The following is a 12,255-nucleotide window of genomic DNA, read 5'->3' on the forward strand; positions in this document are numbered from 1 at the left end:
GTGTTGTGCTGCCATGGACGGCAGCACAAGTCTTAATGCCCCCGGACAGGGCGTTTAAGACGCACACGTCACTTCGCCACAACCTATACCAGGCAGCCTTAGATTGACTTATTTTCGGACAACGGAAACAAAACAGCCCCGGCTTGATGCAATTTGCCACTCACAAAACTCCACCCCCCTTCGCCGGGGAACTCATAGCCCAACAAACCAAAATTTGGTGTGAAGTCCATGAAACGAAAAAAAGAGAAAGCGGCAAGCCTTTCACAACTTACCGCTTTCTCTTATTTTACAACCTGCTGCACGCTGGCTTTTTCCACCAGCCTTCCCTCAACAATGGTAATTCCCTGTTTATAACGTTCCCCGCTGACTTTCTTTAACAGCACATGTATTGCTTTATTTGCCATTTCACGGATATCCACCTCATAGGTTGTGATCTCGACATCACACAGTCCCGGAAAAAGATAGTTATCAAATCCAACCACTGAAAAATCTTCCGGAACGCGATACCCCTGCTCTTCTAACTGGTTAATGACCATGCTCGCCGTAAGATCGGAGTTACATACAAATGCTGTCGGCATATTCTCCATCTGATCCGGATGGATATCAACACCTACCACACCGCATTTCATATCACGATCTGGTATGATCCACTCTTTTGGTACATCAATTCCATGTTCTAACATGGATTTCCGGTAGCCAAAATAACGGTCTGTGATACTTGCCGTAAACAGTAGTGTTCCGACATATGCGATTCTCTCATGTCCATGTTCCAACAGATAATTCGTCAGCATATATGTACCGTAATAACTGTTTGAGATCACGGCATCACTCATCTGATGTTCATCATAGAAATCAAGATATACAATCGGAATCCGTGTGCTCTGCTGCAACGTTCCAAGGTATGCGGTATTCAGTCTTCCTATAAGGATCAGACCATCCACCTTGTTTTCCAAAACGATCTTAGGCAGTTTCGACTCCGCTTCATCTTCGAGTGACACCACCTCAAGCATGGTAAAACATTCTTTCTGCACAGCCCTTGTTGCCACACTCTGATACATTTTCCAGTAAAAGGATGCATACTCTCCTAAGTATTTTTCCGATACCAGCACCCCGATATTATAACTTTTTACTGACTTTTCTTTTTTTACGGCAGATGGCTGCTTGTATCCAAGTTCATCTGCCAATTGTTTGATTTTTTCCCGCATAGCCTCGCTGACACCTTTTTGTCCGGAAAGTGCTTTTGAGACCGTGACCGTACTGACACCAAGCTGCTCTGCAATGTCTGCCAGCTTTACTGCTTTTGCCATAACCGTCCCCTTCTTACTACTTTTTACTTTTTCGATTTAATCTTATTTCTTTTCCACAAAATGTAACAGTTTTGACTGGAAATCACCCCATGGATTCTGGATCAGAATACCTGCATACATTAATGTATCTCCCGCATATACAGTATCTTCGCCTTCCAGACAGTAATTCTTCTGCGGATCGAGTCCTTTTAATGTGATTCTTCTGCTCTTATAATTCGGACGGTTGATCACCTGCACAAATGTAACCAGTACTTCTGATTTATCTTTTGAAACCACCTCGTAACAGTCAAAATAATGATTTTCCTGATAGGAGGCGATCCTGTAATAATCGCCGCTTCTTACCAGATCATTGTATTTATGATACATGGCAACCTGTTTCGGGATCATCTGTCTGTCTTCTTCCGGAATCTTTGTGACATCCAGCTCATAACCGAAAGTTCCTGCAAGCGCTACATGACCTCTTGTCTCAAACGGTGTAACACGTCCCACCGTATGATTCGGACAGTCTGAAACGTGCGCTCCCATCGTCGATAACGGATAGATCATCGCCGTACTTTCCTGAATCTTTAAGCGTTCTACTGCATCCGTATCATCCGAGCACCAGATCTGTGGACTGTAATAAAGCATACCCGGATCAAAACGTGCACCACCGCCGGAACAGTTTTCCAGTAAAAGATGTGGGAACTCTGTTACCAGACGCTCCTGCATCTCATACACTGCCAGCACATAACGGTGATAAAGTTCACCCTGGCGGTCTGCAGGAAGTCCATAGCTTCCGATGTCAGAAAGCTGACGGTTCATATCCCATTTGACATACTCAATATTTGCACTGCGTAAGATCGACGCCACGCTCTCATATGCATAATCGCGCACTTCTTTTCTGGTAAGATCAAGTACATACTGATTTCTGCAGAGAGATCCCTCTCTTCCCGGGATCTGAATTGCCCAGTCCGGATGTGCCTCGTAAAGTTTTGAATCCGGTGAGATCATTTCCGGCTCAAACCAGATACCGAATTTTAATCCAAGTTTATTTACCTCATCTACCAGATGTTTTAAACCACCGTTTAATTTCTCTTCGTTGACATACCAGTCACCCAGACTTGATGAATCATCATTGCGGTGTCCAAACCAGCCATCATCCATAACCAGCATTTCAATGCCAAGTTCCGATGCTTTTTTTGCAATGGAAAGTAATTTTTCCGTATTGAAATCAAAATAGGTCGCTTCCCAGTTATTGATCAGAATCGGACGTTTCTTATCCTTATATTCACTGCGGATCAGATGATTACGGTAAAGTTCATGGAACTGGTGTGTCATGCCGTCATATCCGGTATCGCTGTATACAAGCACGACCTCCGGTGTCTGGAAACTCTCACCTTTTTCTAACTTCCAGCAGAAGTTCTCCGGATGGATTCCCATACCAATACGGACGGTATCAAACTGTCCTAGCTCGACCTGTCCGATAAAGTTACCGGAATACACAAAATGCATACCATAAACTTCACCCTGTGACTGGTCTGCATTGCCTGCCGCAAGTGCCATAAACGGATGTTCCTGATGGGAAGACTCACCTCTTACTGATTCCACTCCCATAAAGCCTTTTTTCACCTTGCGGTGTTCTAACATACGCTCCCTTGCCCAGGAACCATGCATGGTAAGCAGTGTAAAATCACGGTTATCCATATCCATGGAGAAAGACAGTGCCTTCGTCAGATATAACATTTCGCCGTCATTTTCGATCCGCACGCTTCTTGTGATGACATCCACATCAGAAAATGCCGTATAGAGCAATGTTACTTTCAATCCAAGTACCGGATCCTCGCATAGAAGTTCTAATGTCTCACAGGAATCTTCATCGCCGAACGTTGCGGGAAGTCCGGCAAGTCCCGGTTTTCCTGCATAAATTTTATGTGACACATAAAACAGTGATACTGCCGTATGGCCTCCCTCTGTTCTCACAGAAATACTGCTTCTTCTGTAATCTCCGAGTCCGTTTCCTGCATATTCCATCGGAAACGTATCATAGAATGATACTCTCTCTCTGTTATTTTCAGAAGGCACAAACGGTCCCTCTCCCGTGCGGAGCAGATACGAAATATTAGCATCTCTTAATTTCTTACCATAATATACATGACCGACAAAATTTTCTTTGTCCACGATCCCGATCACATAACTGGAGCCTGGCGTATCCAGTTTGAAAATACGTTCTTTCTCAAAGTATGTAATTGCCACGCTTCTGTTCCTCCTGTTATTTCAGCAAATCTTCTTTTAGTCCGGCAAGTTTCTTTTCTGCATCCTCTAAAGAGCTGCCCTTGACACCAAAGTAATATTTGATCTTCGGCTCTGTTCCGGATGGACGCATACAGCACCATGCATTATCGGAAAGTTCATAATAAAGTACGTTTGACTCCGGCAGCCCGGTCTTTGTCACTTCTCCGGTTACTGTATCTTTTCTTGTATCCTCTTTATAGTCACGGACTGCAAGCACATCAAAACCACCAAGTTTTTTCGGAGGATTCTTTCTGGAATTGCTCATCAGTTCCTGAATCTGCGCTGCTCCATCGATTCCTTTTAATGTCTTTGTCTCAAGTCCTTCTCTGTAGTAACCGTATTTTTCATACATTGCAAGCATTTCATCCCACAGTGTCATGTTGTTCTTTTTGCACCAGGATGCTACTTCACATAACATCATGACTGCAACGCAGGCATCTTTATCCCTTGCATAAGTACCGGCAAGACATCCGTAGCTTTCCTCTAAGCCAAACACATAATTATAGGTATTCTGCTGCTCGAAGAATTTGATCTGCTCTCCGATATATTTGAATCCTGTTAAAACTTCGATCAGTTTTACGCCGTAAGATTTTGCGATTGCTTTTGCCATATCGGTGGTAACGATCGTCTCAACCAGTGCAGGATTTTTTGGCATAGTTCCCATTGCTGTTTTTTCTCTTAAAATATATTCTGCGATCAGCATACCTGACATATTTCCTGTAAATGTCACATATTCGCCGCTCTTTGTATCTTTGCAGTAAACACCGAGACGGTCTGCATCCGGATCTGTTGCAAGAACGATATCAGCATCCACTTCTTTTGCAAGTTTTAATGCAAGTTCAAACGCTTTCGGTGACTCCGGGTTCGGGTATGCAACAGTCGGGAAGTTGCCATCCGGTTTTTCCTGCTCCGGCACTACATATACATGCTCAAAACCAAGCTCTTTTAACACGCGGCGCACCGGAAGATTTCCAGTTCCGTGAAGCGGTGTGTATACGATCTTGATATCTTTTGCCATCTCTTTGATGATCTCAGGATGAATGGACTGTTTTTTCAGTTCTTCCATATAACGGTCATCGATCTCTTTACCGATCACATTGTAAAGGCCTGCTGCAACTGCCTCTTCTTTTGCCATGGTCTTTACCTGGTCAAAGGAAGTTACTTTTGCAACTTCTGCTAAAATATTTTTGTCATGAGGCGGTGTGATCTGTGCGCCGTCCTCCCAGTATACTTTGTATCCGTTGTATTCTCTCGGATTATGGCTTGCTGTGATGACGATACCGGAAATGCATCCTAACTCACGCACTGCAAAAGATAACTCCGGTGTCGGGCGAAGGCTGTCAAATACATATGCCTTGATGCCGTTTGCATTTAAGCAGAGCGCTGCTTCCTCTGTAAATTCTGTGGACATGATTCTTGAATCATGTGCGATCGCAACACCTTTCTCCTGTCCGTTCTGGGAGATGATATAATTTGCAAGTCCCTGTGTTGCCTGACGCACAGTATAAATATTCATACGGTTGGTTCCGGCTCCGATCACACCCCTTAAACCACCTGTTCCAAATTCTAACTGTCTGTAAAAACGATCCTCGATCTCTGCCTGATCCCCCTCGATTTTCTTTAACTCAGCTTTTGTATCTTCATCAAAATACGGATCTGTGCACCACTGTCTGTAAGTATCCATGTAATTGCTCATTCTTCTTCTCCTTTACTTCTCTATAATTCATTTTTTATTGTTTTTTAAATTATAACCTTTTTTTAAGTTGTTGTAAACTAATTTTAATCTTTTTACTGTTTTTATATTTTCATTTACCCAAAAAAGAATCATAATATTTTTTTACAACTTTTTCTGCAGGTTTCGCATAGATCTCATAGTCCATGCGCGACTTTGCACTCCGCTCCTGATAAAGTTTTGCATCCCATGACCAGAGTGCCATTCCCTGCACCCAGTCTCTCTTACTGCAGGCTTTAAACATATCTTCATACCACTCAGCCTGACCATCCGGGTCAGCATCACCTTTCACGCCCCAGTCATTCGGTACTTCCATGGAACCCTTTACCGACATACATCCTGTCTCTGCGAAGAAAAACGGTTTTTCAAATCTTTTTACCACTGCTTCAATACGGTCTAACTGATTTTCCCAGTCACCATAAGGATAATAACCGCTTGATGATATCACATCCACAGCATCCCACCATTTCACACGGTGCTCCTGATACTTATCCGTATTATAAGAAAGAAGTCCGTGATAAACCTGCCTGATATCCGAAAGCAGTCTGCGCCATTCCGTTTCACGATGCTCACTCATCACCATCTCACAGCCGGCAATAAACATTTCACAGCCATACTGCTCTGCGATCTTTGCATAATGAAGCTGAAATGCCGTATAAGATGTAAACCAGTTCCCCCATTTTGGTTCGCATGGAACATCTTCATCAAAAAAATTAATGTGTGCACGCCATGTTCCATTTTTGCAGTTTACCGTCGGTTTTAATGCCACACGAAGTCCAATCTCTTTCGCATACCCGATCATATCGATCAGCTCATCATCTTCCATCGTTGCTTTTGATGTGTAACATATCTCCTCAGACTGCGGTGTCTCCTGCAATCCTCCCGGCACAAATATCACAAAATCTGCTCCGGTTCTCTCCTTCATCATAGCAAGACTTTCCTTTGCCCCTGACTTTTTAAATGCCCCTGCACAGGCAAACGGTGCAAATGTCACTCCACAGATATATTCCATTTATTTTCTCCTTGCTTTTTCATTTCATCTAAAAATATAACATTCATTTTATACTGATCCTGTCATTAATATAGCATTCGCCCTGTATATCTGCTATAATTTTTCATGTCAAAAATTGTATAAATCTATTTTTATGACCAAAGATCAGTGTGAAAAATACATTTTTTACACTCAAAAATGGAGTTTAGTATGAAATCATTATTTGAATATACCGACAAATTAAATAAACCCTACGAATGTTTCTTTCTGGATGTGAAAAAAGAATGGCTGCCGGTACAGCCGCACTGGCATTATTTTATGGAGATTCTTTACGTAACAAGGGGCACCGCCCTGATGTATCAGAATGAACAAAGTCATATTGTTACGGAAGGCGATCTGATCGTCTTTCTCCCTTCCGTTGTTCATTCCGTCCATGCAGTGTCCGATGCCCCTCTGCAATATTATGTTTTAAAATTTGATTTAGGCCAGCTTGATTCCTCCACTTCTTTTACCGGTGGAAACTGGAATTTTTCTGCACTGTTTGGCAATGCTATAAACAATGAGCATGCCGATATTTATTTCCCGGAAGAAGTGCTTCGCTCTCTTCCCATACAGTCTTTATTTGATGACTGCGTCCGTGAAATGCAGAATATGCAGTACGGATATCAGATGATCCTGCAGTCAAAAATCAGGGAACTTTTAACCTGGCTTCTCCGAATCTGGCGCGATGACGGTTTTGACACGGACTGTTCTTTTACACCTCTGGCAAAAGAAAATACGATCTATACCATCACGGAATATATTGACCGCCATGCCTGCGAAAATATCCGCGTGGAAGATATCGCTGCACTCTGTCACATGAGTTATTCCCATTTTGCCAAAAATTTCCGCGAAATTTACGGACAGTCCTGTAAAAAATATATCGAATTTATCCGTCTCTGCAAGGTTGAGGATATGCTCCTTTTTACAAACTTCGACTTAAATTATATCAGCCAGGAAACCGGTTATGCTGACTGCAGCCATCTGATCCGTTCATTTAAGGAAAAATATGGAATTTCCCCGCACCAGTACCGCAGACAGCACTCCATATCCGGGCAGGATCACTGATTTGTCATAATTTCCCATGTACTGGCATCACCCAGCAGCGGCATAAGAAACATCATCACAGTGATCATCAATGCAGCGATCACAAGTCCGATGATCGAGGTGACAAGTGCCGCTGTTGCCGTACCATTCTGCTGTGGTTTTATTTTTTTCGAGCAGATTGCACCAAGCAGACCGACTAATCCAAATCCTGCTCCGTATCCGACGAATCCGGTCACGATACCGAAAATGCCAAGGATCAGTGATACCGTTGCAATATTTTCTCCCTCACGCTCCGACGGGATAATGATCTCTCCTTCCCTCATTTCCACGATCTCATCTAACTTGCTTTTTCGCAGTAATACAATACACGGAATTAAAAACAGAGGAACAGTCACTACAAGATTTAATATGGAAAGATTGCCGATCATATCTGTCATATCACCATTTCCAAAAATACCGCTTGCCATTAATCCTCCGAAATCCACAAGTGCATGAATGATAATACAGATCCATAAATTACCGCTGCGCAAATAAATTGCCGCAAACAAAACACCAAGCAATGTTGCCTGCAGTGCCTGGATCAGTGCACTTGATAACGGCACGCCGGAAAGTACATTCGGGATATGCGCTGCACCAAAGATCATACTGGATAAAATAATGGCAGCAAGCACTCCACGTCTGGTGTTTGAAAAACAATCTGCGAAAAGATTTAACACGATCCCACGCATGATCACTTCCTCATTCATGCCGACGAAAAACATTGTCAATATGTAAATGATGATCCCTCCTGCAGGACGCACGCCGTCCGTACCGGAAACACTCTGTAAAAATAACTGTGCAACTGTCACATACACACAGTATCCAACCATAAATCCGCCGATATAAAATCCCCTTAAAAATCCCACACCGGTCTTTTTTAACGACTGCTGATACCCCATAAGAAACAACACGCCGATCGCATAGACAGCCACACCGAGTTCAGCAATAAACTGTAATGTATAACTGTCCGTGATGGAAGTCAGATGTGTTGCTGCCACTCCGACCAGATTCATCAGCACTAAAAAAAGTGCCGTGATCACAATACCGATAATGATGACTACTGCCTTCGGCAGCCCTAAGATTTTGTTTTTCATACCAATCTCCTTTTTCTTTTTGTTTTATATTCACACTGCCTTTTGCAATGATCCTTTCATGTACTACTTTTCCCTGATATTTCCTGCTGTATCTACCGATGCATTATCAGAGATACTCTCCATATAAGTAAACAGGCTTTGTGCTGCATTATCATCCATCTGTTTTGTCTGTCCGTCTGACGCATAAACCGGGATCAGGGCATAAGAAACTGCTCCATCTGCTGTCACTGTAACTTTTACTGCTGCAGATCTGTCAATGTTCTGTCCAAAAATAAAATTCCCCAGACTGTAAAAAACAGGTTTTCCATCCATAAACTGTATTCCTTCCAGACAGTGTGTATGCGCTCCAACGATCAGATCTGCCCCTGCATCCATGCACTGTTTTGCCAGTTCACGCTGCACCGTATTCGGCTGTTCGCTGTACTCAGTTCCCCAATGTGGAAATACCGTCACAAAATCGCAGGTCTGTTTTGCCTCTTTTATCACTTCGATGAGCGCCGCCACATCATAACAGGTAAACATTCCCGGAGTGCCATTCTCGATTTTCCAGTCGACAGACGGAACTACACGTGATACGGCAATAAATCCATATCTTTTTCCATTCACTTCCACAACCTGCACCTCTTTTGCGCGCGCTGTGGAATCTCCTGCCCCGCCATATAAAATTCCGGCTCCATCTAATGCCTGAAACGTATCGGACAATGCCTCTCTTCCATAATCCAAAGTATGGTTGTTTGCGAGTGAAACGATATCCACACCCATCTCATTTAATGCCTTTACATAAGAAGGACTGCACCGGAAGGTAAACTGCTTATCCGCCATCGGTTCCCCACGGTCACTAAACGGGAACTCATTGTTTACCATTAAAATATCCGCTTCATTTAACTGCTCTAACAGTTCCGGTGAAACAACCTTCTCTATTCCACCTGCATCATAGGCTGCTTTAAATGCATTTGCAAACAGGACATCACCAGTAAGGATGATCGTTGTATTGCCTGAGTCTTTCGGATTATCTGCGTTTGCTGCTGTTTCTGTATCATCTGATGTGCGCTCCGTGCTATCCGCTGCGTCTGCAGTATCCTTTATGTTTTCCGTTTCGCCCGATGTATCGTCATTATCTGCTCCATCTGGTGCTGTTCCATTTTCATCCGTTTTATCTGCCGTGTCAGATTGCTTCTCTTCTGTTACTGCCGTCCCCGATGTTATAACAGGCTGTGTCTGACCACCAGTTAAAATTGCTGCGGCGATCACGCCCGCTACAGTCAGTATGGAAAGCACATAAAGTACGATTCTTATTGTTTTATTCATAGATCCTCCCATTTTTGCATTGTTTTCGTTTTTCTTTGGTTCAGGAAACATTACAAAAATGACGCCGATGTACAACGATTGTACGCCGACGCCACTTTTATCATAATGATTTGTTCTCTGATTGTCAACTGACGGAAAATCTCAGTCTACTCAAAATCAACTTCAATGCTTCCCATACCACAGTCAAGTTCCATGTTTTTCTTTGCACCTTCATTTTGGACTTCTTTATCACCACTGATATTTGTATAAGTCTCCCCATCCACTTCAATCGAACCAAGTCCACAGGAAAGTTTGTAATTGTACTCTTTTTCCTCACCATTTAAATCAAGTGTCATATTTCCCATTCCACAGTCTGCTTTGAGATTCCCTTCAACACTTCCATCCATGGAAAAGTTCCCGACTCCGCAGTCGATCGACGCATCACCATTCACTACACCATCTTCGATCTCAACATTACCGACACCGACCGATACATCCATTTTTCCATTTACCTGAAATCTTTTTGCTTCAAAGTTTCCGGCTCCGACTTTTAAGGTCAGATCATTACAGCTTCCGTCAAAATCTTTCCAATTCATATCTGCGGCACCAATATCAAAATTCAGTTCATCAAAAGAACTTCCTTTGGGCAGATACAGTATGATCTGTGGGGATTTCTTATAATAATGTTTTTTCGCATCATATTTAATCTTTAATGTATTTCCATCCGTTTTACAGGAATAATATTTTTCTTTGCCGCGTTTTAATACAACACGCAGCTTTGCACTGTCATCCGATTCCCTGACTGTAATTTCTGCAGCATCAATATCCATATTGATATTCTGAATGGAAGAAGCATCATAACTCTGGTCTGCCTCCCCTGATGGAACCTCTGTCGAGAAATCTGCATCACCGATATCTGACACAAGATCCACAATATCTTTATCATCTGCATCCAGATCATCATCGTCATCATAATCATCGTCATCATCGTCGTCATCATAATCATCGTTATCATCATAATCATCGTCGTCATCATAATCGCTGCCGCTATAATAGAGTCCAACCGGGCCAATATGCCAGTTTCCATATCTGAGTTCCCCGTTTTTTGCCATACGCCATACAGATGCTCCCATTGCAGTGCTTACACCACAGAAGATCAGTCCCACTCCTAACAATACCGCTGCAACGATCAATGTAATCTTTGTAAATTTTTTCATGCTGCCACCCCACTTTTTTTCTTTTCAAACGGTTTCTTACACAAACAGATGATTCCTTTGACTGCCCATGGAAGAAATACGCCAAATACCCATACAACTAAAAGTACTGCTAAAATACCAAGTCCTAAAACCAGAAATCCTGCTCCGGTCAGTCCAAGTCCAACAGCCACTCCTCCTGTAAATAAAGTACTGAATCCAAAACCGATCAGAAGAAAACCTGCAAATACAAGTGACGCCATAACCGCCACCACTGCAACTGCAATGCCAAATAATGTTGCTACTACTGCAAGAAGAAGTGAGGCTATGACTAAAAGCAATGTCAGCCAGAGTGGTGATGTGATAACTACCAATACGATCGCTGCTGCGCTCCATCCACTTTTCTTCTTTTCTGAAGTCTCCTCATTTTTTACAAACATGTCATCATTCTGATTCCAGTCCGGATTATGGTCTGGCGTGACATCACAGGTTTCACTCTCTTTTTCGATTCCCAGATTCTTTTTAATGCTCTGTGCCACCTTTTCCGGTGATTCAAGCTCCGCTATGACAGATTCTTCGTTTTCTTCCCCGGCATCTTCAAAATAGCTGCGGTAAAATGCCAGTGCATCTGCCTTTTCTTCTTCTGATATTCCATCCAGAAGCTGTTCTAACTGTTTTAAAAATTCTTCTCTTTTCATACCCTCTAAAGCTCCTCTCCTGAAAACAGTGCTGATATTTTCATGGAATAATCTTCCCATTCTCTCCGGTATTCGACCAGCTTATCCAGTCCAGGCTCCGTGATCTTATAATAACGCCTGTTCCTGCCGCCACACTCTCTGTCATACACTTCAAGGCATCCATCCTTCTGCAGTCTTCTTAGCACCGGATATAAGGTGGATTCTGATACATCAATGGCCTTGCGCACATCCTGCGTGATCTTGTAGCCATAGGTGCCTTCTTCTTCTTTCGACACAACAGCTAACACGATTGCGTCTAAGAGAGCAGCTCCTGTATTAAATACCATGCGCTCATCTCCTTTTCTTTATAATATTCTATTTCTTTTAATATTATTTATCTATCAATACTATATTTCATATAATATTATTTGTCAACATTTATTTTACCAAAAATAATATATTAACACACCCAAATGCTGGTTTGTTGAGGTATGCGTCGCCCACTCAAATGGTGTGTCGGAGATTTGTGAATGGCATCTTGCGCAAAGCCGGAGTTAATTTTGGTTCCATTGTACGAA

Annotated in this window: 10 protein-coding genes; 1 reads left to right on the forward strand and 9 read right to left on the reverse strand. The window is 42.7% G+C overall.

The window, feature by feature from the left end:
- Window positions 1-281 precede the first annotated feature (281 nt).
- From DXA60_RS17725 to DXA60_RS17740, 4 genes are all read right to left on the reverse strand, one after another.
- Entirely contained in the window at window positions 282-1,307 is a 1,026-nt protein-coding gene (locus tag DXA60_RS17725; RefSeq protein WP_117922597.1) for a LacI family DNA-binding transcriptional regulator, read from the reverse strand.
- A 42-nt stretch (window positions 1,308-1,349) separates the two neighbouring features.
- Entirely contained in the window at window positions 1,350-3,539 is a 2,190-nt protein-coding gene (locus tag DXA60_RS17730; RefSeq protein ID WP_117922598.1) for an alpha-galactosidase, read from the reverse strand.
- Window positions 3,540-3,555: 16 nt separating this feature from the next.
- Entirely contained in the window at window positions 3,556-5,274 is a 1,719-nt protein-coding gene (locus DXA60_RS17735) for a phospho-sugar mutase (protein ID WP_117922599.1), read from the reverse strand.
- Window positions 5,275-5,383: 109 nt separating this feature from the next.
- Window positions 5,384-6,322, reverse strand: a complete 939-nt coding sequence (locus DXA60_RS17740) for a glycoside hydrolase family 113 (protein WP_117922600.1) — start codon at window positions 6,320-6,322, stop codon at window positions 5,384-5,386.
- A gap of 189 nt (window positions 6,323-6,511) precedes the next feature.
- On the opposite strand from DXA60_RS17740, the gene DXA60_RS17745 reads away from it, so the two are divergent.
- Window positions 6,512-7,408: an AraC family transcriptional regulator gene (locus tag DXA60_RS17745; protein ID WP_243006950.1), complete on the forward strand. Its 897-nt coding sequence runs from the start codon at window positions 6,512-6,514 to the stop codon at window positions 7,406-7,408.
- Here the strand turns inward: DXA60_RS17745 and DXA60_RS17750 are convergent.
- The 5 genes from DXA60_RS17750 to DXA60_RS17770 form a co-directional block, all read right to left on the reverse strand.
- Complete coding sequence (locus DXA60_RS17750; protein WP_117922602.1) at window positions 7,402-8,520, reverse strand: CPBP family intramembrane glutamic endopeptidase; 1,119 nt, start codon at window positions 8,518-8,520, stop codon at window positions 7,402-7,404. The two genes, DXA60_RS17745 and DXA60_RS17750, sit on opposite strands and share 7 nt — an antisense overlap.
- 63 nt (window positions 8,521-8,583) lie before the next feature.
- Window positions 8,584-9,828 carry a CapA family protein gene (locus tag DXA60_RS17755; RefSeq protein ID WP_117922603.1) on the reverse strand — a complete coding sequence of 415 codons (1,245 nt, stop codon included), beginning with the start codon at window positions 9,826-9,828 and terminating at the stop codon, window positions 8,584-8,586.
- A 146-nt stretch (window positions 9,829-9,974) separates the two neighbouring features.
- On the reverse strand, window positions 9,975-11,024 hold the full coding sequence (locus DXA60_RS17760; protein WP_117922604.1) for a DUF4097 family beta strand repeat-containing protein: 1,050 nt from the start codon (window positions 11,022-11,024) through the stop codon (window positions 9,975-9,977).
- Window positions 11,021-11,698: a DUF1700 domain-containing protein gene (locus DXA60_RS17765; protein ID WP_117922605.1), complete on the reverse strand. Its 678-nt coding sequence runs from the start codon at window positions 11,696-11,698 to the stop codon at window positions 11,021-11,023. The genes DXA60_RS17760 and DXA60_RS17765 overlap by 4 nt, the downstream gene beginning before the upstream one ends.
- A 5-nt stretch (window positions 11,699-11,703) precedes the next feature.
- Window positions 11,704-12,024: a PadR family transcriptional regulator gene (locus tag DXA60_RS17770; RefSeq protein WP_117922606.1), complete on the reverse strand. Its 321-nt coding sequence runs from the start codon at window positions 12,022-12,024 to the stop codon at window positions 11,704-11,706.
- Between the last annotated feature and the right edge of the window lie 231 nt (window positions 12,025-12,255).

This window comes from Roseburia sp. OF03-24 (assembly GCF_003463035.1).
GTDB classification, from domain to species: domain Bacteria; phylum Bacillota; class Clostridia; order Lachnospirales; family Lachnospiraceae; genus Roseburia; species Roseburia rectibacter.

Bases quoted from the DNA above. Each gene is read 5' to 3' on its own strand.
- DXA60_RS17745 (WP_243006950.1), top strand. From the start codon at position 6,512: ATGAAATCATTATTTGAATATACCGACAAATTAAATAAACCCTACGAA.
- DXA60_RS17740 (WP_117922600.1), bottom strand. From the start codon at position 6,322: ATGGAATATATCTGTGGAGTGACATTTGCACCGTTTGCCTGTGCAGGG.
- DXA60_RS17755 (WP_117922603.1), bottom strand. From the start codon at position 9,828: ATGAATAAAACAATAAGAATCGTACTTTATGTGCTTTCCATACTGACT.
- DXA60_RS17760 (WP_117922604.1), bottom strand. From the start codon at position 11,024: ATGAAAAAATTTACAAAGATTACATTGATCGTTGCAGCGGTATTGTTA.
- DXA60_RS17750 (WP_117922602.1), bottom strand. From the start codon at position 8,520: ATGAAAAACAAAATCTTAGGGCTGCCGAAGGCAGTAGTCATCATTATC.
- DXA60_RS17770 (WP_117922606.1), bottom strand. From the start codon at position 12,024: ATGGTATTTAATACAGGAGCTGCTCTCTTAGACGCAATCGTGTTAGCT.
- DXA60_RS17735 (WP_117922599.1), bottom strand. From the start codon at position 5,274: ATGAGCAATTACATGGATACTTACAGACAGTGGTGCACAGATCCGTAT.
- DXA60_RS17725 (WP_117922597.1), bottom strand. From the start codon at position 1,307: ATGGCAAAAGCAGTAAAGCTGGCAGACATTGCAGAGCAGCTTGGTGTC.
- DXA60_RS17765 (WP_117922605.1), bottom strand. From the start codon at position 11,698: ATGAAAAGAGAAGAATTTTTAAAACAGTTAGAACAGCTTCTGGATGGA.